Origin of the sequence: Mobilitalea sibirica (genome assembly GCF_015999265.1) — a bacterium.
Classification (GTDB): Bacteria; Bacillota; Clostridia; order Lachnospirales; family Lachnospiraceae; genus Mobilitalea; species Mobilitalea sibirica.
In genome coordinates, this window is record NZ_JAEAGR010000006.1 from 159805 (window position 1) to 183199 (window position 23395).

Annotated in this window: 23 protein-coding genes and 1 riboswitch; of the genes, 18 read left to right on the plus strand and 5 right to left on the minus strand. The window is 36.8% G+C overall.

Annotated features, from left to right (window positions below):
* The first annotated feature begins 281 nt into the window (after positions 1–281).
* The 4 genes from metF to I5677_RS07990 all read left to right on the plus strand — a co-directional run bounded on the left by metF (position 282) and on the right by I5677_RS07990 (position 3977).
* The gene (gene metF / locus I5677_RS07975) at positions 282–1142 is read left to right on the plus strand and encodes a methylenetetrahydrofolate reductase [NAD(P)H] (protein ID WP_197661045.1); all 861 of its coding nucleotides are present in this window, start codon (positions 282–284) and stop codon (positions 1140–1142) included.
* Positions 1143–1263: 121 nt separating this feature from the next.
* Positions 1264–1554, plus strand: a complete 291-nt coding sequence (locus I5677_RS07980; protein WP_197661046.1) for a DUF1330 domain-containing protein — start codon at positions 1264–1266, stop codon at positions 1552–1554.
* A 79-nt stretch (positions 1555–1633) separates the two neighbouring features.
* A complete protein-coding gene (locus I5677_RS07985; RefSeq protein WP_197661047.1) occupies positions 1634–2707 on the plus strand; it encodes a YkvI family membrane protein in 1074 nt (357 codons plus the stop codon).
* Between the two features lie 160 nt (positions 2708–2867).
* On the plus strand, positions 2868–3977 hold the full coding sequence (locus I5677_RS07990) for a GerMN domain-containing protein (RefSeq protein ID WP_197661048.1): 1110 nt from the start codon (positions 2868–2870) through the stop codon (positions 3975–3977).
* 179 nt (positions 3978–4156) lie between these two features.
* Here the strand turns inward: I5677_RS07990 and I5677_RS07995 are convergent, their stop codons facing one another.
* Complete coding sequence (locus I5677_RS07995) at positions 4157–4459, minus strand: DUF2087 domain-containing protein (protein WP_197661049.1); 303 nt, start codon at positions 4457–4459, stop codon at positions 4157–4159.
* Positions 4460–4548: 89 nt separating this feature from the next.
* Positions 4549–5304: a DUF2087 domain-containing protein gene (locus I5677_RS08000; protein WP_197661050.1), complete on the minus strand. Its 756-nt coding sequence runs from the start codon at positions 5302–5304 to the stop codon at positions 4549–4551.
* Positions 5305–5602: 298 nt separating this feature from the next.
* Between I5677_RS08000 and I5677_RS08005 the strand changes: the two genes are divergently transcribed.
* From I5677_RS08005 to I5677_RS08030, 6 genes are all read left to right on the plus strand, one after another.
* Positions 5603–6010 carry a hypothetical protein gene (locus tag I5677_RS08005; RefSeq protein ID WP_197661051.1) on the plus strand — a complete coding sequence of 136 codons (408 nt, stop codon included), beginning with the start codon at positions 5603–5605 and terminating at the stop codon, positions 6008–6010.
* A 166-nt stretch (positions 6011–6176) separates the two neighbouring features.
* A complete protein-coding gene (locus I5677_RS08010) occupies positions 6177–6602 on the plus strand; it encodes a CoA-binding protein (RefSeq protein ID WP_197661052.1) in 426 nt (141 codons plus the stop codon).
* Positions 6602–8428 (plus strand): RnfABCDGE type electron transport complex subunit D, encoded by a 1827-nt coding sequence (locus tag I5677_RS08015; RefSeq protein WP_197661053.1) that lies wholly within the window; start codon positions 6602–6604, stop codon positions 8426–8428. The genes I5677_RS08010 and I5677_RS08015 overlap by 1 nt, the downstream gene beginning before the upstream one ends.
* Positions 8429–8496: 68 nt before the next feature.
* Entirely contained in the window at positions 8497–9468 is a 972-nt protein-coding gene (locus I5677_RS08020; protein WP_197661054.1) for a linear amide C-N hydrolase, read from the plus strand.
* Positions 9469–9633: 165 nt separating this feature from the next.
* Positions 9634–11547 (plus strand): anaerobic carbon-monoxide dehydrogenase catalytic subunit, encoded by a 1914-nt coding sequence (cooS, locus tag I5677_RS08025; protein ID WP_197661055.1) that lies wholly within the window; start codon positions 9634–9636, stop codon positions 11545–11547.
* Positions 11548–11711: 164 nt separating this feature from the next.
* Complete coding sequence (locus I5677_RS08030; protein WP_197661078.1) at positions 11712–12566, plus strand: deoxyribonuclease IV; 855 nt, start codon at positions 11712–11714, stop codon at positions 12564–12566.
* A gap of 119 nt (positions 12567–12685) precedes the next feature.
* Here the strand turns inward: I5677_RS08030 and splB are convergent, their stop codons facing one another.
* On the minus strand, positions 12686–13762 hold the full coding sequence (splB, locus tag I5677_RS08035) for a spore photoproduct lyase (protein ID WP_330617877.1): 1077 nt from the start codon (positions 13760–13762) through the stop codon (positions 12686–12688).
* 289 nt (positions 13763–14051) lie between these two features.
* Between splB and I5677_RS08040 the strand changes: the two genes are divergently transcribed.
* Together I5677_RS08040 and I5677_RS08045 are read left to right on the plus strand one after the other, a co-directional pair.
* Positions 14052–14414, plus strand: a complete 363-nt coding sequence (locus tag I5677_RS08040) for a VOC family protein (RefSeq protein WP_197661056.1) — start codon at positions 14052–14054, stop codon at positions 14412–14414.
* 63 nt (positions 14415–14477) lie between these two features.
* Positions 14478–14951 carry an ASCH domain-containing protein gene (locus I5677_RS08045; RefSeq protein WP_197661057.1) on the plus strand — a complete coding sequence of 158 codons (474 nt, stop codon included), beginning with the start codon at positions 14478–14480 and terminating at the stop codon, positions 14949–14951.
* Positions 14952–15123: 172 nt separating this feature from the next.
* On the opposite strand, the gene I5677_RS08050 is transcribed toward I5677_RS08045, so the two are convergent.
* Positions 15124–16140: a hypothetical protein gene (locus I5677_RS08050; protein ID WP_197661058.1), complete on the minus strand. Its 1017-nt coding sequence runs from the start codon at positions 16138–16140 to the stop codon at positions 15124–15126.
* Between the two features lie 557 nt (positions 16141–16697).
* Between I5677_RS08050 and I5677_RS17335 the strand changes: the two genes are divergently transcribed.
* The 3 genes from I5677_RS17335 to I5677_RS08060 all read left to right on the plus strand — a co-directional run bounded on the left by I5677_RS17335 (position 16698) and on the right by I5677_RS08060 (position 20080).
* A complete protein-coding gene (locus I5677_RS17335; RefSeq protein WP_279380751.1) occupies positions 16698–16829 on the plus strand; it encodes a hypothetical protein in 132 nt (43 codons plus the stop codon).
* 234 nt (positions 16830–17063) lie between these two features.
* A riboswitch (Lysine riboswitch) is annotated at positions 17064–17238 on the plus strand.
* A 73-nt stretch (positions 17239–17311) separates the two neighbouring features.
* Positions 17312–18589 (plus strand): FAD-dependent oxidoreductase, encoded by a 1278-nt coding sequence (locus I5677_RS08055; RefSeq protein ID WP_197661059.1) that lies wholly within the window; start codon positions 17312–17314, stop codon positions 18587–18589.
* 120 nt (positions 18590–18709) lie between these two features.
* On the plus strand, positions 18710–20080 hold the full coding sequence (locus tag I5677_RS08060) for a hypothetical protein (protein WP_197661060.1): 1371 nt from the start codon (positions 18710–18712) through the stop codon (positions 20078–20080).
* A gap of 201 nt (positions 20081–20281) precedes the next feature.
* On the opposite strand, the gene I5677_RS08065 is transcribed toward I5677_RS08060, so the two are convergent.
* Positions 20282–20788: a spore coat protein gene (locus tag I5677_RS08065; RefSeq protein WP_197661061.1), complete on the minus strand. Its 507-nt coding sequence runs from the start codon at positions 20786–20788 to the stop codon at positions 20282–20284.
* Positions 20789–21137: 349 nt separating this feature from the next.
* Here I5677_RS08065 and I5677_RS08070 point away from each other — a divergent pair, with 349 nt between their 5' ends.
* From I5677_RS08070 to I5677_RS08080, 3 genes are all read left to right on the plus strand, one after another.
* On the plus strand, positions 21138–22025 hold the full coding sequence (locus I5677_RS08070; protein WP_197661062.1) for a GGDEF domain-containing protein: 888 nt from the start codon (positions 21138–21140) through the stop codon (positions 22023–22025).
* Between the two features lie 54 nt (positions 22026–22079).
* On the plus strand, positions 22080–22820 hold the full coding sequence (locus tag I5677_RS08075; RefSeq protein ID WP_197661063.1) for an SDR family oxidoreductase: 741 nt from the start codon (positions 22080–22082) through the stop codon (positions 22818–22820).
* A gap of 65 nt (positions 22821–22885) precedes the next feature.
* Positions 22886–23371, plus strand: coding sequence for an acyl-CoA thioesterase (locus tag I5677_RS08080; protein ID WP_197661064.1), 486 nt, complete (start codon positions 22886–22888; stop codon positions 23369–23371).
* Positions 23372–23395 lie beyond the last annotated feature (24 nt).

Below are 23395 nucleotides of genomic sequence, written 5' to 3' on the forward strand. Positions count from 1 at the left end.
TTATTCGGTTAATAAATAAAATCAATAAAGGACGGGACATGGGGAGTTGAAAAGCCTATGTCCCGTCTTTTTTATGATTCATATCAAGGAAAGGTAGTATGTTATTAATCTAATTAAGGAATTAGACATTGTCATTTTAGCTAGGGTATCTTATAATTTTAGTAATTATATTTTATATATGTTCCTTCTATAGCTTGTTAGATTGATTACTTAAACAAAAAGAAACCGTTTTATTAAGGAGTTATATATTATATATCTTAAGGGATAAGGGGGCTAGAGGAATGCAAATCGCATCTTTGTTTGAACAAAAAAAGACAGTATTATCTTTCGAGGTATTTCCGCCAAAGAAAACCAGTTCGATTGATACGATCTTTAAGACACTGGAGGAACTAGAAGGCCTACATCCTGATTTTATCAGTGTAACTTATGGAGCTGGCGGTAACGCAGGAGATACTTCTACCTGTGATATAGCTTCTGTTATTAAGCATACATATAAAATCGAACCTGTAGCACACTTAACTTGTGTTAATTATACTAAGGATGAAATCGATCGGATATTAGACAGATTAAAAGAGAATGAGATTGATAATATACTGGCCCTGCGAGGTGACATCAATCCGTCGCTATCTCCCAAAAAACATTTTCATTATGCCAGCGAGTTAGTTTCTTATATCAAAAACAAGGGAGGTTTTCATGTGTCCGGAGCATGTTATCCGGAAGGTCATGTCAATGCCGGTAGTCTAGAAGAGGATATAAAATTCCTTAAGATGAAAGTGGACGCGGGTGCAAAACATCTGATTACGCAGTTGTTTTTTGATAATAAGTATTTTTATTCGTTTCTTGAGAAGGTTCGGGAAATAGGAATTACAGTTCCGATTGAGGCAGGAATTATGCCTGTAGTTAATAAGGCACAGATTGAACGAATGGTAACCTTATGCGGAGCCAGTATTCCTGCCAAATTATCTAAAATGCTACAACGTTATGAAAATACTCCGGAAGCACTAAAGGAAGCGGGAATTGAGTATGCCATAGAGCAGATTACAGATTTGATCTCACGGGGAGTTGATGGAATTCATCTTTATACGATGAATAATTCCTATATCGCTCGAAAAATCAGTGAGAAAGTGAAAGGATTACTATAATAAATCAAGGTCAAATAAAAGAAAGAGAGTAATATAGACATGGTGATTATAAACAGCAATATAGCAAAGATTTATTATTCCGAAGATGATATGATATGAAAACAAGAAGGAGTGATAATATATGAGCTGTTATTTTATGGCCCAGATTCAAATTCATAATCAGGATGAATATACAAAATATCTGGATTTGGTAGATCAGGTTTTTGAAAAATTTAATGGCAAGTATCTGGCGGTTGATGAAAAACCTACAGTTTTGGAAGGAACATGGAATTATGACAGGGTAGTTCTCATTGAATTTCAGGATGAGACAGAACTTAGCCGCTGGTATAACTCTACCGAATATCAGACAATTGTAAAGCATCGAATAAACGCGGCTCATTGCGATACTTTGATCATAAAAGGATTGAAGTAAAGGAGATAAAAACAGTATGAAAACATCTTCATTACAACATAATAAACATACGGAGTAAAATTTTAAGGAGTATGTGCGAATGAAAAATGAAGGTGTTTCAACATTTAAAGTAGCTGCGACGTATATCGGTACAATCGTAGGTGCTGGCTTTGCTACTGGGCAGGAGATGCTGCAGTTTTTTTCAAGATTTGGTTTGACAGGCTTATTCGGATTGGTTGTAACTACGATATTATTCATTGTCTTTGGTTATATTATTATGCATTTGGGTAAAAGTTTAAATGCCGGGTCTCATCTGGAAATCATTAAATATTCTGGTGGTAAAATAATCGGAACGGTTATTGACTGGATCATAACCTTCTTTTTATTTGGTGCATTGACAGCAATGATTGCCGGTACAGGAGCATTATTTGAACAACAATTTCAGATCTCCGGTCTGGTTGGGAATATTATTATGACGGTCTTAACAGCTCTCACCGTATTAACCGGTATCAATGGTGTAATTAATTCCATTAGTTTTGTAGTACCATTTTTGTTGGCATCTGTTATGGGTATTAGTATTTTTGCAATATTTAAGACACCACCGGATTTAACAACAACTCGTGTAGTGATAGAAGAAAGCGGACTCATTACCAATTGGTTGCTCTCAGCTATTCTATATGTTTCTTATAATACAGTTTTATCCATAGCGGTTCTTGGCCCATTGGGTGTTAAGGCTAACAGCAAAAAAGCTTTGCGAAACGGTGCAATTATCGGTGGATTGGGACTAGGATTAGGGTCGATTATGATTTATTTTGCGATATCGGGCAATCTTAGTGAGATAGCAAAACTGGAAGTCCCTATGATATACATTGCAGGGCGTATTTCATTTGCAATACAAATTATATATGCGATAGTATTGATTGCCGAGATTTATACGACGGCAGTCGGTTCCTTATTTGGTTTTACTGCAAGATTTGTTGATATGAAACAGAAACCCAAAAAGGGTAGGATGATTGTAATCGTGGTATCGCTTGTTGCATTCTTTGCCAGTCAGTTTGGTTTTTCCAATTTGGTAAAATATCTATATCCGATGGTGGGATATGGAGGTATTGTTTTACTCGTATGCTTGGTATATAGTTTATTTAGATCCAAACACCAAAAAACGGCAAGTTGAAAAGGAGGGTTAAGCTCTCTTTTTTATTTGTATATATGAAATTTTATGTTTTTTATTCCAGAGACTCAGATCGTTGTTAATCGTACGGAACTTTTATTCGTATAAAACCGTCTAATTTATGTAAACGGCTTAGATGTTATAAAATATAGAGAGGTGAGCTATGAGAAAGAATATACGGATATTTCTTATGTTATGTCTGTTACTTACACTGACCGGTTGTGGAGTGAAGGATACAGGAAATGATACAGAGAAGGATAGTGGAAGTGGTATAACACCGACTACCAAACCGGAGTTAACGATACCTACTGAAATACCGGAAGATGTGAGAAAAGAAGTTTCAGAGTATTTTCCGTTTTTGGAAAATGTGGAATATTATTATGAAGGTGAAGGAAATGAGTTTGCAGCTTTTCATGTTGTAACGGATTTTATTAATGCAGATAAAAACAGGGTTCAAATGAGAACGAATAACGGTGGATCGGAGATTGTCCGTGTTTTTGAGATTAAGGACGGCAAATTATCGGTGATACTGACCAAAGCAGAATGTTATTACAGAGATGATTTTACCGATACAGAATATGTCGATGAAGAAGCTGAAATTGCTTTGATGGAACCTCTGGTAGAAGGTACGGAGTGGACATTGGCCGATGGGCGAATACGCTATATTTCTGATATGGAAGTCAAAGTTGATACACCTATGGGTTCCTATGAGGCCTTAGAAGTCACAACGAAAGATTCAGATAGTCAAGTAATGCATTATTATGTTCCTGAGATTGGTTTGATTAAATCCGTATTTCAATCGAATAATTATGAAGTGACATCAACATTAAGTGAGATAAAATCGGATGCAAAATGGCCAGGTTTTATTGAGTTTTCCTATCCCAATTTTGATGAAAATATTTATACGGAACAAAAAACCTTGGAGTTTTCTACGAATGAACCAACTGCAAGCGTTTTTGAGACAGCAATGAAAGAGGCAGGAGATCGGGAGGGAAGCTTTCCGTTAATAAGCCAAAACACGAAAATCAACTGGCTGTATCTAGGTGATGACAATATTGTATATGTTGATTTCTCCTCTGAGCTGATCAATGAAATGAATGCCGGGGCCGGATATGAACTGTTAACGGTCCAAAGTATTGTTAATACACTAGGAGCCTATTATGGTACGGAGGAGGTATTGATTACAGTAGAGCAAAAACCTTATGAGTCGGGGCATATCCTGTTAAAAGAAGGAGAAACCTTTAAAGTGAATAAAGAGCCATCATTACAATAACATAGCATTTGAAAAGTGTCTGTTATAAGTAGATGTATAGGGAGCATGACTTCATAAAAGTGCAGACTTTCTATGAAGTCATACTCCTATCTTATCTTATTGGAGAAAACCAATGGGAAATCTGTGGTTTTTGAAACGATGATTTGGCTATAGATACAGGAAACAGCTAACAAATGATTTTATTCGTCTAATCCAAAACGTTCAAGTTTTGGTTGTATTTCTGTTACCCAATACTTGGACCCATCATTTTTTCTGTCGAGAAAACCTTTATCTATCAGCTCTCGTCTTAAGAGCCATTTATTTTGAAAGGTATGATGAGCTTCTATGATAGCATTCACTTCTTTCTCTGAATAGATAATACCTTGTTCGAATTTTGATGCAATATACATCAATGAGAGTATTTTCTTTCTCCTCTTGGCGGGAAAAAGAGTTAATTTACCTTCCTTATCTAAAAAATCTTTGAGTTCTAATTGCGGTTCCATAATATACCTCCTAATAACCAACCTAACAATCAGTTGAATGACTCTGATGTCAATATTTATTCAACTCAATTTTAGGTTTATACCTATTGTTATTTTAATCGGTATTGTGTACAGTCTTTCGACCTTTCCATAAATCCATATTGAATGAGATATCGTCTTAGCGTTGGATAATCAGAATATATCTCTTTTAGTATTTGATTGATCTCTTTTTCTGTATAGGTTTTACCCTTTTCAAACTGCTCTGCTATTTTTCTTAGGGTTACAATTTTCTTCTTTTCCTTTGCTGAGAATAGTTTTAATTTTAATGGGGAAAGACTTTCAAAGACAGTTGATATTATCTTATCACTTTCTTCCTTTGTGGTGATATAACGGTCGTCCACCATAACCGCCCCATCATGAATTGGTACAATACTATCTTTATCCGATGTTGCTGTTCGTTCCAGTGCCAGTTCATAGATTGCCAGATACATCTTTGCCTGCTTGGCCTTTTCCCGAAAACTAAATTTTTGATGTCTGACTGTGGAAGCAGAGATGCTAAGTTTTAAGGCGATTTCCTGATCTGATAGCCCTTCCTGAAGGAAACGAAGCAGTTCCTTCTGTTTATCTGTAATGGTATTGTATTTGCTATCGGAATCAATCAAGAAAGGAAGCATATTACCGTGTTTTTGTTCCATGTGGATTCTGATAGCCCGAGAGGCTTCAAAGAATCGACCATCAAATTGAAATATCTCTCCCACAGAATAAATACTACCACAGAGCAGACATTGATACCTCTCTGTATGAGAATCATAGGTATACCCGTTTTTTATTTCCTCTAAGCTAAGCTCATCCAAGTTTAAATTCATGTTATCACATCCTTGTTTATAATATTAATAAACATATTATAAAGATGTTTATTATAAATGTCAATAAATTATTTATTAGATTACTATATTAAGTGAAGTAGGGGATATTTAAATGAAACTATAAATGAATTTAATAAATGCACCTTTAAAATGAACGAATCTATTAAAATGAGATAAACTCGTTCTAGCATCTGAAATGCATTAATTCACCAACCGATAATTTTACACAGATGGAAGTGAATGGTATAATGAAGCAGTAAGATACTATTAGCAACAATTGAATGGGAGGTTTTCTATTATGAAACCATGGAAAGGTAAGATAAAAATTATAATTCGTAAATTACTATGGTTGTTTATCTTTGGTCTTGTTTATCTCAGTACTGGCTATATAGTCGCTCTTTTCATATCTCATCAATTTGGATACACTCTACAAGATGTTATGTCTTATGTAGGCATTTTCTTATTCTTCTTAGGCATCTTACTTTCCATGAAAGGGAATCCTTCCGGTTCTAATATAAATGGAATGGGAATGAGTAATGAAAAGGCGATCTCATATCAAAACCTTGAGGTGACACGTCTGGAGAGGGAAATAAATCCTTACCATAAAGACTATTATAAAAACAATGTAGTCCGTTTTGCTTTTGGCAAGCTGACTTTTATTATAGGGGGAGTAATGATAATGGCCTTTAGTTTACTTGTTCTCTAAGCCAGGTACGCAAGATCACGCACTTGATTAGATGAAACATATGGTAGGTAGAAGCCTTAGAGAGGGTTGTGAAAAAAATTACATAAATACAGTGGAAATATTAGACAAGTGTTTCTGTATGGAGTATAATATTGCCAATAGATTAATATATCAGGAGGAATAGAATATGAAGAAATTATACACAGGTTTTTTAGCTGATAACGAATTATTATTTGTAGGGTATTCATCACGAAACAATCAATACAGTAAAAGTATCTATCAGGCTTTTTCTAACAATGGAATCAAAGTATATCCTTACAATACGAAAGAAAATGCCAGCTATGACATTAAGGTTTATAAAACCTTGGAGGAACTTCCTAAGATGCCAAAGGCAGCATTTATTCTATTAAGCAGAGAAAACACGGCAAAAGCAGTAAAGCAGCTGGCGGATAAAGGTATTAATAAAATATTGTTCCACAGTGCAAAGACTGCAGATCCTGCTGTAATTGAGGAATGTGAAAAAAGAGGGATCGAAACTGCGATTGGCTGTCCTCTTATGCTTTACGGCAAGGGATTACACCGTTTCCATGGTTTCTTAGCAGGGGTAAAATAATGTTACGCTTTCCCTTAATTAGAACAAAATGGTCGAATGAACATGTCATGGCGGCTTTATTTGTAGTATTAGTTCTGTACCATATCCCGCAGTGGATTGTAAATCCGGTTGGAATAGTTCATTTTTTACTGTTAATTGCAACGGGGGCATTCCTAGATGCAATTTTTAGTATGATCAGATATAAGCGTATTTGGTGTTGCGTCTCCGGGGTTGTCACAGCAGCAATCCTTAGTGTGATGACCGGATATGTGCCTTTGTGGGGCAGGATTATTGGAGTTGTCGTTGCTTTGGTTTTAGGAAAATATATCTTTGGCGGAACGGGTAAGAATATAGTAAATCCGGCGGTGACGGGACTCTTATTTATTATTCTTGTTTTTGAGGTATCCTTTCCGATATTCGAAAGTTCTTACCTTCTTATTCCGGCAATCTTATTAAGTCTGCCTTTCTTACGGATAAGACCCTATGCAGGTATCGGTTATATGTTAGGAATGGTAGCAGCCTTACTGATTAATAATAGTTTATCCATGAATCACTTGATATCCTATGGAGTAATATTCTTTAGCTGTATCCTTCTGACGGATCCTGTTTCGGTAACAAAGCATCCGACGATTGGAGCTTTTTTAGGGCTGGCAGCAGGTTTTGCGGCTTTGTTCTTTTCTAAAGTACCGACGGTGGCTCTTTGTGGAATTCTGGCTGTCAACCTAATTTCCTATGGAGTTGAAACCTTCATGATTAAAGAGAAAAATAAGGCATTACGCAACACACTGCGAATACCCAAAGTAGTGGTTGGAACAGAGCGGATATCCTGCCTTGATCTTACCGGTGAAGTGATGAATAATGATTTTACAGATACTAAGAGCGGGAAGGAGAAAGAAAAGAATATAAAAGATAGCGTCTGTACGGGGTATTCTTCTGAATTGATACTAAGTCGTATAAAAGCAAATGAGGTTTATGGAATGGGTGGAGCTGCTTTTTCCACCTACCAAAAGATCATATCCGTGATACAGTCAAAAACAAATGAAAAGTATATGATTATCAATGGGGTGGAATGCGACCCGGGATTGGTCCATGACTTCTACCTTTTGAGGCATCACAACAAGGAGATTATACAAGGGATAGATTTTATCCTAAGCTGCATACCTTTTATGACGGTCCATCTGGCGGTAAAGGATGTCGGTAATCTTGAATATCCGGAATATGTACAGATACATAAGATTCCTGATTTTTATCCGGCTGGGGCGGAAAGATTCTTAATACAAGAGGTATTAAGTCAAAATATTGCTTATAACCAAAAACCCGCAGAGAGTGGGATTTTGGTATTAAATGCACAGACTATTTTATCTGTTTATGAGGCGGTTGCATTAAATAAAAAAATCCAAACTCGATTTTTAACTGTAGCTAACCTTAAAGAAGCTTCGGCAAAGGTTGTAAAAGTAAAACTTGGTATGAAAGTTCATAAAGTGATCGAGGAGGTCTTTCCCGGTTCAGTGAATGTTTTTGTCGGTGGAGGATTAATGCAATCTTATCTTGCCGATGAAGATACCCTAATTGGTAAAGATGTTAATTTTATCGCTACGGGAGAGTTTCCGAACTATAAAGAATCTCCCCAGTGCTTAAGATGCGGTAATTGCAGTAAAAACTGCCCGGCAGGATTAAAAGTTGATAAAATAGCAGATTTGGTTGATAGAAGAAAGATGGAGGCTAAAAATGCACGAAAATTGCAGGTGATGAAATGCATTAGCTGTGGCAGTTGTAGTTATTCCTGTTTGGCCGGAAGGAACCTTTCATCCAAAGTGGTGGCCGCAAAGGAAGCTATTCAAGTATAGTTAGGTAAGCGCGATTTACGTATAGATTTATCGACAGTCTTACATGAGTTTACATGGGAGGAGAATAAATGTGCACTGTATTTAAGCTAAATAACACAAGGGAAGGTAATTTTTATGTAGGTAAAAATTATGATGCTCCTGATCCATGTCAAATAATGATATTTATCAATAATGCAGGTATTGAGAAACAGGCACTTATAAAAGGGCCAGAAGTACCTGTTAGATGGGAGGTTACTTACGGAAGTATTACCTTCAATCAGTTATGTAGAGATTTTCCCTGTAGTGGAATGAATGAGGCAGGGTTAATTGTAGAACAGACGACACTATGGAACACCATATATCCTGACAGAGATGAAAGACCTGCAGTTAAGGAATTACAATGGATACAGCTGATGCTTGATACCTGTGCAACAACGAATGAGGTAATAGCAAAAAGCAAAGAAGTAAGAATCTCTCAGAGTGCAGCAAATCTTCAATATTTTATATGTGATTCCTCGGGAGATGTATGTCTGATCGAATTTATAATGGGTGAAATGCATCTTTACAGGGGCGATGATTTGGTTTATCCGGTTATTGCAAATGATATGTATGAAACTTCCTTGGATTATCTAAAGATTCATGAGGGATATGGTGGCCATAGAAAAATAGCGGCATCCGATTTATCTTTAGATAGATTTGCCGTAACCGTAGATGCAATATGCAGACAACAGATGAATCCTTCCATAGACACCTGTGATTCAATTCTTTCTTTATCAGCCTTTTCGCTAACACAATGGAGTGTCATTTATGACACAGCAAATCAATGTATATCGTATAAATCAAAGAACTCAACCAACATAAAGCATATTAATTTTTCGGAGTATGATTTCCATCACCTGGAAGTACCCCTCATAAAAATGTTGGATACGGACGAACATGATTTTATAAATTTTACCGTAGAGAAGAATTATGAACTATTAAAATTTTTTTACTCAGAAAGTCAATACTTCAAAAATCTAAAAATTTCTGAAGATGAAATAAAATCACAAGCAGGATTTTAAGTGGAATTGTGACTGTACTTATACAAATGGTACAGAAAGAATAAATAAGAAAGATACGGACATTTAATTCAACAGGAATGACTATTATTTTAATTGGATTTGGTATTTATTTTCATAAATTGGACATATTAACTAGCGAAATTATGTGAATGATGGAGGGTTATTATGTCTGAAACTGTATTAGAAAAATTAGAAGGCCGTGTCAGTTATCATGATTCAGTAGAAGAAATGCTGAAGAGGATAAGGGATGACGGTCTTTCCAGTGTATTTTCAAGATGGGATGAACAGGAGAAAATCAGGTGTAAGTATTGTCTTCAAGGACTTAGCTGCCAATTATGTACCATGGGACCCTGTAGGATTAGTGAAAGAGCCGGGGCAGAAAAAGGAGTATGCGGAATTGGCCCGGATGCCATGGCGATGCGAAATTTACTTATGAGAAATATCATGGGCGCCGCAACCTATGGACACCATGCCTTTGAGGCCTTCCGTACGTTAAAAGCAACGGGTGAGGGAAAGACCTCATTTAAAATAACGGACGTAGATAAACTAAAATGGATGTGCGAGAAAACAGGCATTGATACGAATCAGGATATTAATCAAATGGCTATCAGTCTGGCGGAACTTTTAGATAGTGAACTAAAGATTAATCCCGATCAAAAAAGTGTAATGATGGAGGCCTTTGCTCCGAAAAAAAGAAAGCCGGTATGGAAGGACTTAAATCTCTACCCTTCCGGAATCCAGCATGAAGTAGAGAACTGCATCGCCAGTTGTCTGACTAATGTGGATGGGGATTATGTATCCTTAGCCAAGAAAGCACTAAGATTAGGTGTTTCCACAATTTATACGGCACAGATCGGACTAGAGATGACTCAAGATATCTTGTTTGGAACGCCCATGCCCCATGAAGTGGATGTGGATATGGGTATTATGGATCCGGATTATGTTAACATTGCTTTTAACGGTCACCAGCCCTGGATTGGGGTTGCTACCCTGCAGAAAGCGAAAAAACCGGAATACCAAGAGATGGCGAAAAAAGCAGGAGCAAAGGGAATTCATATTGTAGGATCTATCGAAACCGGTCAGGAGCTGCTGCAACGGTTTGAAGTGGATGACGTCTTTGTAGGACTTATGGGTAACTGGCTTGCTATTGAACCTTTCCTGGCAACAGGAACCGTTGATGCTTTGGTGATGGAGGAGAATTGTTCACCGCCGGCCATAGATCAATATGCCGAAAAATATCAAGTGGCTCTGGTTAGTGTCAGCACAATTATCGGAGTTCCGGGTACTGAACATGAGATGCCTTATTATCCGGAAAAAGCGGATGAGATGGCAGATAATTGTATTCATATAGCAATTGAAAACTTTAAAAAGAGACATGGAAAGATTAAACCGATGGTACCGAAGAAAGTACAGAAAGCCATTGCAGGTTTTTCTACGGAAGCGGTATTAAAAGCAATTAATAATGATTTAAATACTTTAGTTGACGTTATTGCCAATGGGCAGATTAAGGGTGTGGTTGCTCTTGCTAACTGCTCCACCCTTAGAAACGGTCCCCATGATTGGAATACCGTTAATCTTACAAAACAGCTGATTAAGAGGGATATCCTGGTTGTTGCCGGCGGCTGTGGAAATCATGGGCTTGAAGTAGCAGGTATGTGTAATTTAGATGCGATTGATGAGGCAGGAGATGGATTAAAAGGAGTTTGTAAAGCGCTTGGGATACCACCGGTACTAAGCTTTGGAACCTGTACCGATACCGGCAGGATATCTATGTTGGTTACGGCTTTAGCAGATCATCTGGATGTGGATATTCCGGATCTTCCAATAGCTGTTACAGCACCGGAATGGATGGAGCAAAAAGCTACCATAGACGGTATTTTCGCTTTAGCATATGGAGCTTATACTCATCTGTCACCGACACCGTTCATCACCGGAGCTCCCGATTTGGTAAAACTGGTTACGGAGGATGTGGAAGGAATCACCGGCGGAAAGATTGCTCTGGGAGATGACCCGATCGAGGTAGCCAAAGGAATAGAAGAGCATATCATAAAGAAACGGAAAAAGCTTGGGTTAAAATAGGGAAAGCATTACGCCAAATATATGTTAATGTAAAACTATAATAAGCATATATTTGGCGTGTTCTAAGAAAATGATAAGGAACAACCTAGATGTCAGGAGAATTTGATGAGAGAACGCAGAGTAAAAGAGCCAATTGTGAGCATTACAGATTTCGGAGGAATAATATGTTTAGAATCGGTTGTCACCTTTCCGTATCAAAGGGATACGAAGCAATGGGAAAAGAAGCAATCAAAATAGGAGCCAATACCTTTCAGTTCTTTACCCGAAATCCCAGAGGAAGTAAAGCAAAGGCATTAAACTTAGAGGATATAAAAAAATATCTGGAGCTGGCAGAAAGTCATGGGATTACTAAGATAATTGCTCATGCGCCTTATACATTAAATCCCTGCTCTGCCGATGAACGTACAAGAGAATTTGCTTTGGAGGTAATGGAGGATGATTTAAGGCGTTTGGAGTATCTACCGAATACACTTTATAATTTTCATCCGGGTAGTCATGTAAATCAAGGGGTAGAGATTGGGATTGAGTATATTATCAAAGCTTTGAATCATATTATGAAGCCGGAACAAAGTACAATTGTATTACTGGAAACAATGGCTGGTAAAGGTACGGAAATCGGAAGAAGCTTTGAAGAGCTAAAGCAAATACTGGACGGGGTTATGTTGCCTGATAAGATGGGAGTATGTCTTGATACCTGTCATGTCTATGATGCAGGCTATGATATTGTCAATCATCTGGACAATGTGTTGGAGGAGTTTGACAGGGTGATTGGATTAGATAAACTGTATGCTATTCATTTAAACGATAGTATGAATGGAATGGGTAGTGGGAAAGACCGTCATGAGAAACTAGGTGAAGGATCAATAGGATTGGAGGCCTTTACGCGAATGATCAATCATCCGAAGCTTAAGGATCTTCTGTTTTGTTTGGAAACACCGAACGATTTGGAGGGTTATGAGAAAGAAATTAAGCTTTTGAAGGATTTGTATAACGCCAGAGATTGGAAAGATCCAATATAGTATAGTGAGAGTGACCCTTTTGTACACAAAAAAATAGGAATAAACACACAGAATAAAAAATAGGAATAGAGACTATTGCAAAATGAATATGAGAAGTCATTCATTTAGCAATAACCCCTTTATATGATATACTTAATGACTTTATCATCAAATATTTCATCAATATTTGATTTGAAAAAATCTACCATATCTGCTAAGTCCTGTTTGGTATAGACGTATTTACCATACCCGAATTGTCCATATTTATACGTTCTGTCTTCATCTGTCATAGGTAATGTATTCTCAGGAAAAACCTCAGTTATAATGTTTTTTGCCCGGGTTGTGTACCTGTGGGATATCACTTCAAAGGTAATGGGGTGCATTCGTTTTTTTGGTAAAGAAGTCTTTAGTAGATCCAATAACTCTAAGTAATCTTTTTGCCACTCTTTATAAAGAAATACAGGAGCTATGATATATCCAACCGGGTAACCGGCTTCTATGACCTTTTTACTGGCTTCAATCCTTCTCTCCATAGAAGGGGTCCGCATCTCATATTCCCTAATTACCTTATTGGTATTCAGGGTGAACCTTATTTCTGAACGATTCTTATGATTGATATCAAGTAAGGTATCAACATCCGTATATTTTGTTACAAAACGAAATCGTCCCTTTTCATTTTCCCCAAAAAACTCTATCATGTGCTTTAAGGCGTTGGAATAGGGTTCAATCGGAACAGGATCTGAAGTGGCGGAGCCTTCAAATATAGTTTCTTCGGGAATTCTTTCATTGATATATTTTTGCACTTGATCTAGAATAGCATCAACATTCACGTTAATCCGCATGTAGGGCTTATCACCAAGATTGGTATTCAGATAACAATATTGGCAGTGACCGATACAGCCAGACATTAGTGGCAATTGATAATGAGCCGAAGGCTTACAGGATTGAAATTTCATTCCTTTCTTTATACCAACTACAAGCGTGTTTTTTCCTTCTCGATATAAGTCATACAGTTTATCACCGGGAATATGCTCTTTTATTTTATTATTGTAAAGATTTATAATCTCTACATTTTGATTGTCTTTGAAATAATGATATATGTTGTGGCCAATTTCATAGCTGAGTGTATCCTTCTCAAATAAAATTCTTCGTGGTATAAACATAATACCTCCAATCTGACCATCTGATACGTCTGATACTAGTTTATTATTTGACATATCCGTTTCATTATTCATTGATAAAATAAACGAGTAAAGAATAGGTGTGGTTTTTAAACTAAGAAACGAAATGAATATAATTAAGAAGTATGCCAATTTGAATTTGACCGAAATTTGGGTGTGAATTTGGTATAATATTACAGAAACGTATTGTTATTGTCTTATAACAATGATAAAATTAAAAAAGACTTGCATGGGCAAAAAACAGTAAAGGGAGATAGAGCAAGGCACATTCTTAAATGATACGATAATTTCCTTGCATACATTATGAACGAAGGAGGATATAATTATGAAGTTTTGCTGGTGTACGATTACGGTAAATAATTTGGAGGAGTCCATCATTTTTTACAGGGACGTGGTGGGTCTAAAAGAGAGAAGAAGGCTTCAGACAGTTCCCGGAGTAGAAATTGTATTTTTGGGAAACGGAGAAACCCAGGTTGAGCTTCTCTGTAATAAGAACATTAAAAAAACAAACATTGGAGCAGACATATCCTTAGGCTTTCAGGTGGATTCTTTGGAAGATAAGATGGCGGAACTAAAATCAAAAGGAATTGGTATACAAAGCGGAATTATTCAGCCTAATCCTGCAGTAAAATTCTTCTATGTATTGGATCCCAACGGACTTAAAATTCAGTTTGTGGAAATGCAATAAAGCGAATGAGAACTAGAACTACGAATCATGAATTTTGACATTCTACTAATTAAGGAGTAAAATATGAAAAATGCAAGTGTAGAAGCCATGTGGAAGGAGTATGTATCCTCTCAAGGTGAAACAATATTAAGTACAGACAAACATTATACATCATGGCATTTTTGTGATAATGAAGAGGACGCGAATGCATTGGCTGAATTGGTGCTAGAAGGAGTAAAAAGGGCAACAGCATCCCTTTATCTATCCTATGAATATGAAAACGAAGAATTACCTAAGGTGGGTGATTACTGTATTATTACTGACTGGTCCGGTATAGCCCGTTGCATCATCGAAGTAGTCAAAATTGATGTAGTCCCTTATTGTAAAGTTACAAAAGAATTTGCAGCTACGGAAGGGGAAGGCGACAAATCTCTGGAATACTGGAGAAAGGTCCATTGGGATTATTTTAGTAGAGAAATGGAAAGCATGGGGAAAGAAGCGGATCAGGATATGTTGGTTGTCTGTGAAGAGTTTCAAGTGGTTTATCCAAAACATTGACCTTGTCAAATAGGTAAATAATTATATTATATAATTAGGTGAAAGCAAGGGGTTGTTTCAAAATAGTTATACGGGAGAAAATGATTTTACCTGTGAGGTAAATTATATTCCCATTGCTTATTTTGAAACAGCCCCTTGTTTATATTAGTTTATAAAAATGTTCTGATTTTATCTATTTTGCAACTGCGCCTGCTTTTTCAACTACAGTTAAAAAGTCTGCGATACCAATGGTAACTGAGCTTACCAAATCTTTATCTGTAGGAACATCCTCTTCATCAAGGGCAATACCGGTAACTTCAGTAACGGTTTTACCTTTAATATAATCCGCGAATGCTTTTGCCTGTTCATACCACTCTTTACCGATACCTGAGTTGCCTTTCATATTATAAGCATCCCCTAGTTCAAGCTTAGTCTTGAATTCACCTGCAATGTCAGAGGTGATCTTACCGTCTGCGGAGAATTTGATGTTAGCCTGAGAAGCATCAATGATGCTGCTGGTAATTTTACCGTCCTTATCCAGGGTTATAACGCCATAATGCGTATATGCCTGAGCGGTACCGTCTCCTTCAGCGCTGGCATTTTTGGATTTACCAAGATTAGAAACCAGACCTAAGCCGAGTTTATCATTGGCGGAAGCACCAAGTTCTTCAGCGTTTGCTACTGCTTTTTCTACTGCATCAATGATTTCTCCAATACTCATTGTTACAGAGCTTGTTAAATCTGCCTCGGTAGGATGACCTTCTTCATCTAAAGCAATACCTTTTAAATCTTCAACTGTTTTGCCGGTTACATACTCGGCAAGGGCAGCTGCCTGCTCGTTCCATTCCTTACCAATTCCGGAGGCTTTCTTCATACCATAAGCATCACCAAGCTCTTCTTTTGATACGAATACAGTAGCCATATCTGTAGTAATCTCGCCGGCTATGGAAAAATTAATCTTTGGCTGTATTACATCAATCGCACATTTCTTAATAACACCTTTACTGTCAACAAGAACGGCTACAGCAGTTGAATTAGCCTGAGCCAAACCGTCTGCCTCCCCGGCATCCTTTGATTTACTTGCTTCTGTTATCACAGCAAGACCTGTTTTAACAGCAGTATTGTTTGAACCGGTTTCTTTAGAGCCACACGCGGTTAATAAAGTCATAATCAGTGTCGAACATAATATTACGGATAATACTTTTTTCATAATTGTCCTCCCTTTTGATAATGTTAATAATTTAACGTATTTAATGATACCATATTTTTGTTAAAACGTCAATCGGCATTTCGGTCTATAGTAAAATATAGTAAATTAAACATCCTATTATAATCCATAATAATACATATTGTGGTAAAAAATGAATTGAATAAGATAAAAACATTGATAAATATGGTATATTTTGCTATAATATACCTGAAATTACATATATTAACCAACAAATAATATAAAAAGTAATAATTAATAGAAATATCAGCGGAATACAACTAATATAATATGTAAGGGAGTTGGATGTGTAATTGTATACTATATTCGATAAAAAAGCAAAAATAGTTTTACTTGTTGCCTCGTGCCTATTGTTATCAGCAGTGTGTTTCATTACTATATTTGGTATAATGGGTGCCAATCGTGATAATAAATTATCTATTTTTATTATTTTCTCGTCCCTATTTCTATTAATTCCTATGACATTGGGAATTCTCTATCTTCTACATAATTATATATTTAAACCAATAAAATCCTTACATATATATATAAAAGCATTTTTGGATGGAAATACAGCGGCAATGAAATACCAATCTCAAAAGCATCAGGATAAATCCGATACAAAGATGGTAGTACTTCATTTTAAAACAGAAGCACAGGCACTGGAATGGCTTCAGGAAATGGGAATATAAAGTCATAAATTAAATGATTGTTATGTAAGAAGCATGATACTGAAAGGGTTTTTAAGAATTATAGGGTTACGAAAATCTATAGTATAATAGTCTGTAAGGAAGAGAAAATAAGTCTAGTCTGCGTCGTTATATTCGCTTTATTCTGCGAGATATAACGACGCATTTGTATGAATATTCCAAATGGTTTTGTTTGACACCTTATCACGAATTGTGTTATGATTATGTAAATAAATATGTAAGGATAGAGGCGTACTTGACAAGAGTAGATAAGAAATTGACTTTAAGAGAAGTCTACAATTTTTATTGAAAGGGGATAGTACCGAAGATTGAATTGCTCTTACAATTCATATCTGGTTACAAGGTGAATAGCTTTGTAATTGTCACCTTTGGGTGGAGTGCTATCTTGTTTGATTCATATATCGTGAAGCAGGCAATTGGCGCAATGTCAGTTGCTTTTTTTATGTTTTAAGGAGGCATTACACATGACAAAAATTATAGTTATCGGTGGAGGATGGGCCGGTTGCTCGGCAGCAGTGAGTGCTGCAAAGGCAGGGGCTAAGGTTACACTATTAGAAAGAACAGATATGCTGCTAGGTACAGGGCTGGTCGGCGGAATCATGAGAAATAACGGCAGATTCACAGCAACAGAGGAGATGATTGCTATGGGTGGCGGAGATCTCTTTCATATCTGCGATAATACAGCGAGGCATACGAATATAGAATTTCCCGGACATAAGCATGCAACACTTTATGACATAGCACAAACTCCGGTAGAGGTAACCAAACATCTGAAGGATATAGGTGTAGAAATCGTATTAGAGTCTAGAGTTACGAAAGTAACCATGGATGGTAAGAATATAATTGCAGTTAAGGATCAACAGGACAGAGAGTATTATGGGGATGCATTTATAGATACAACCGGAACTGCAGGGCCTATGAATAACTGTATTAAATATGGTAACGGATGTGCAATGTGTATTTTAAGATGTCCAAGTTATGGTGGAAGAGTTAGCGTAACGGGACTGGCTGGGATAGAGGAGATAGTAGGAAAGAAAACAGATGGTAGTGTTGGCGCCATGAGTGGTTCTTGTAAACTATACAAAGAATCCCTATCCCTGGAGATACAGGATGAAATGAATTCCAATGGGGTTGCGGTTATCCCGGTACCGAAAGAGCTGATAGAAGATCATTTGGATGTAAAGGCTTGTCAACAGTATGCTATGGACGCATTTAAGGATAATATTATTCTTTTGGATACCGGACATGCGAAACTTATGACACCTTATTATGATTTAAACAGACTTAGAATGATTCCCGGATTTGAGAATGCCCGCTATGAAGATCCCTATTCCGGAGGAAAAGGAAATTCCATGCGCTTCTTTGCTATGGCACCCAGGGATAATTATCTTAAGGTAGAGGGAGCAAATAATCTGTTTTGTGCAGGGGAAAAAGCCGGACTGTTAGTAGGACATACGGAAGCTATTGTAACCGGTGTGCTGGCAGGACATAACAGTGTAAGATATGCCCTTGGACTAGAACTGCTTGAATTGCCAAATCAGTTGGCTATCGGTGATGCTATATCCTATATAAGAGAAGCGATGCATACGGAGGAAGGTATGGGATTGAAATATACCTTCTCAGGTTCGATTTATTATGAGAGAATGAAAAAACTGAAACTGTATACAGAGAATATCGATGAAATTAGGGATAAGGTAGATGAACTTGGCTTAACAGAAATTTTCAATCAAAAGCTCTGTTAATCCTTAATAAAGTTTTATAAGTAAATAAAATGAATTCCCGATGTATTCTATGTAATCATTGGTGAAGACATTGATATTACTTCAAAGAATATTTAAAATACATAAGAGGAGGTATTTTTTGTGGTTGAGTTAACATCATTACATTTGGTGTATTTCCTTTTTGTCCTAATTGTCATAATAACGATGGGATTTCGCAAGGAAACTGTTTTACCCTGCATTTTAGGTATATTTGTGATTGGGGCAATGTATTCCAAAAGTCTTGTTAAGGGTGTGCAGGCAGTTTTTAATTCTCTGATTATATCCGGAAATGAATTTTGGGGCATTATATTAGTTATTTCCCTAGTTATTGCTATGTCAAAGGCATTACAGGATATTGGTGCGGATGAATTAATGATGCAGCCGATAAAGAAGGTAATGATCAGTCCAACGATTGCATTCTTTATTCTTGGTATTGTAATGTTATTTTTCTCTTGGTTCATTTGGCCATCACCGGCGGTTGCCTTGGTAGGAGCAATTATGCTTCCCGCAGCAATAAAAGCCGGGTTGTCCCCTATATGGGCTGCCGTAGCTATGAATCTATTCGGTCATGGAATCGGATTGTCCAGTGATTTCTTTATCCAGGGAGCTCCTGCAATTACTTCCAAAGCGGCGGGTATCAACGATTCTTTGACCCTAAGTAAAGCAGTACTGCCCCTATGGGTTACCATGAGTATCGTTACGGTGTCAGCAAGCTTCTTTTTTATGAAAAAAGATATGAAGAGGATAAAGAAAGAAGTGAAACCCGAAAATGATTCGGCTGCAATAAAAATAAAACCCGGTATTGGTGTTTATCTGGTGGCAATTGTTACACCGATCGTATTTTTGGTAGATATCTTTATCATGTATAAATACGAACTTCGGGGTGGAGATGCTACCGCGCTGGTGGGCGGAACGGCAGTTCTCATCATGTGTTTTGTTGCCATGGTTCAGCATAAAGGCTCGATATGTTTGGAAAAAATAACGGAATACATAAAAGAAGGATTTATCTTCGGGATTAAAATATTCGCTCCCGTTATTGTAATTGGTGCCTTTTTCTTTCTCGGTAGTCAAGAGATGGCGCAGAAGATACTTGGTCAGGAAGCGAGAGGACTTTTATCTGATCTAGGTTTGTATCTGGCAGATAATATTACCTTATCAAAAATACCGGTTGCAATAATTCAGATGATTGTTGGTGTTATTACAGGTCTAGACGGTTCCGGATTCTCCGGTCTTCCTTTGGTCGGTTCTCTGGCTCAGACCTTTTCCATGGCAATTGATTTGAATAAGGAGACTTTGGCTGCCCTAGGACAGATTGCTACCATCTGGGTTGGCGGTGGAACAATTATACCTTGGGCAATCATACCGGTAGCTGCCATATGTAATGTGAAACCACTGGAACTGGCGAAAAAGAATTTATTACCGGTACTTATCGGTTTTACAGCAACTTTTCTTGTAGCTTTGTTTTTGTTGTAATAAATATGAATTCCAAAAGGGGAGTGTCTTTAGATACTCCCCTTTCATTATATGAATAAAGAATATTGAAAATAATATATAAAATGTACATTGAAAATGGTAGTATATTAAATCAACCAGGAAGGCTGATTAATGATAACATCAAGCTTTCCTGGAAGCTTCATTACAAAAATAGTTGGTCTTTATTAAGTGAGGATTTCATTAAGAAGAATACATTCCTTTGCTTTCCATATAGGCGTATATAGCCTCTCCATGTTTTTGTTCTTCCTTTTGAATATGATTTAGTACATCGCGGATCTGGGCATTCTTAAACTCAAATATGGATGTATCGTATACACCGGATACATATTTTTCTGTATTAAGCATATCAATGCACATCTCCTTGTCGGAAGCTTTAAAACATTTGTGATTGCTAAGATCAACTGAGGATTGTTGTGATGAGGGCATTGATTGCTGAGTCTTGGATGATTGTTGGCTGCTTTGGTTACTTTGGCCACCCATGGATGGTACTTTGCCGTTTAAAAGTTGATTAATAATCTCTAAATGCTTTTTTTCAACGGCGCTGTTGCTACGGAAAACCGCTTTTAGTTGTTCGTCGGTCGCCAGGTTTGCATAATTATCATACTTTAATATACACTGTTCTTCATGGGTTTTATGATCCTGTAGTAAATATTGTTCTTTTGTAGATAATGTAATATTGGTAATCATGTTAACACCTCCGTTCATAGTATTTCATTCTTATGAAATATTATCCTAGGATTATAGGAATTATCCTTAATAGGTGCTTAAATTTCTATCATACTGTTTTATAAAATTTTTTACTTAAATACATCCGACCTATAGACATTTGAAAATATTATATTAAAATTAGTATAATAGGTTATATATAATATAAAAGGGAATAAATAACAAAGGAATACTCTCCGAGCCATAACTTGTACAGAGAAGAATACTCGCTTGAATTGGGTTGAGTTTAATATAAATTAGACGGTGTAAAAATCTAACCTGTTGGATGAAGATTATTATAAGGCACTAGAACTACTAAGGAGGAAACCAGATGTATGATAAGGAGATACTGGAGATATTCGATAAATTAAATATTGTTGATAAATTATATGATAAAATTCGCATGATTGATCCGGTGCTAAAAAGAGTCATTCATGATAATACCGAAGCGGTGGAGTTGCCTGTAAAATGCTTTGAATTCTGGGGAAATAATAAAAAATGTGAGAACTGTGTGGCTATGAGGGCTTATAATGACGACAAAACCTATGTAAAAATTGAATCTACTCAAAATGATGTATTTATGTTAACGGCTATCCCGGTCAATTTACATAACAGAAGGGTAGTGATTGAGTTATTCAAAAATATTACAGAAAGTATGGTATTTGGAAAAAGTAACGGGATACAGCAAAATGAAATGCAGAATATGATTGATAGGATGCATAATCTGGCTACGGTGGATTCGTTAACCGGCATTTACAACCGAAGATATATCTATGAAAAATTACCGGTGGTTTTATCCAATTCCATCATGACAAATCATAGTATAGCGCTCATTATGGCTGATATCGATTTTTTTAAAAATGTTAATGATACTTATGGCCATCTGGCCGGTGATTATGTATTGAAGACATTTGCACAGGTTCTTTGCGAAGGACTGAATAGAGAAAGTGATTGGGTTGCCAGATACGGAGGGGAAGAATTCATAATATGTTTACCCGGTGCAAAACAAAACGCAGCTATCGAAATAGCCGAACGCTTAAGAGAGGCCGTTGAATATACAAAGCTTAATTATGATGAGCAAAGCTTTCAAATCACAGCAAGCTTTGGTGTATGTAGTATAGTGCCGGATGTGAGCATAAAATCAGATCAGTTAATTGAATGTGCTGATAAGAAATTATATGAAGCAAAGCGAAACGGTAGAAATCGGGTTGAGGCTTAAAGGGTTATATTGGTAATTGATATTACATAAAACTAAGGGCTTGGAGGAAATAAAATGCATTTCCATAATAAAGTAGTAGTAATAACAGGAGGAGCCAATGGAATAGGTAAATGTCTGGTGGAGGAATTCGCTCGGTCAGGGGCCAAGGTTGCTGTCATCGACCTCGATCCGAAAGCGGTACCCTGTGATCTTTATTATTGCGGAGATATTGCAGAACAAGATGTGGTAAATAAATTCGTCGATAAGGCAATAGAACGATTTAAGACAATAGATTACCTAATTAATAATGCCTGTTTAAGTAAAAAAGGGATTCTGTCCGAATGTAGCTATGAGGATTTTAATTATGTTTTAAGGGTGGGTGTAACAGCCCCTTATGAATTATCAAAGCGGTTCTTGCCTTATTTTAATAAAAATGCTTCGATTGTGAATATCTCATCCACCAGGGCATTCATGTCTCAAGAAGATACAGAAAGCTATAGTGCTGCCAAGGGAGGGATAACAGCTTTGACCCATGCCCTGTCCGTCAGTCTGGCCGGTCGCGTACGGGTCAATTCTATATCACCAGGCTGGATAGATACTACGGACGGTAATTGGAGCAAAGAAGACAGGGGGCAACATCCTGTAAAAAGGATCGGGAATCCTATGGATATTGCCAAAGCGGTTATGTTCTTATGTAGCGATGCCAGTGGATTTATTACCGGAGAAAATATAACAATAGATGGCGGTATGAGTAAACAGATGATATATCATATGGATCATGGATGGAGCTATGAAGGTAATATAAAGGAACATTGAAGTAATAAGAAAATTATAATGGAACACTTAGGCACTTTAACTCGGTAAGAGGAGGATTTACATTGATGAATGATACCAGTATAAACGATGCTTTTAGTAAGTGTGAGACTGAATATTCAAAGGAGCTAAAACCGTATATCCATTTGGCTAAATATTATGAAACAGACCAGATGGCAGTGATACACCATTCAAATTATATCCGATGGTTTGAAGAAGCCAGGGTTGATTTTCTGGAACAGATTGGCCTTGGTTATGATAAAATCGAAGATGCCGGGATTTATTCGCCGGTCTTGGGAGTTGAATGTGAATTTAAATCAGCGGTAAGGTTTAATGAGAAGATTTTTGTTATTCCTAAGTTGGTTTATTTTAATGGCTTTAAGATGACAATTGAATACCGGGTACTTGATGTCGATAGCCATCAGCTGAGAGCTAGAGGTGAAACCAAGCATTGTTTTGTGACAAATGATTTTAAACCGGTCAATCTGAAAAAAGATCATAAAGATATGTATGACATTTTACTGAATTGGACCGGAATTAATATCAAGGAATAGAATTATGGGTTGTTTCATTATGAA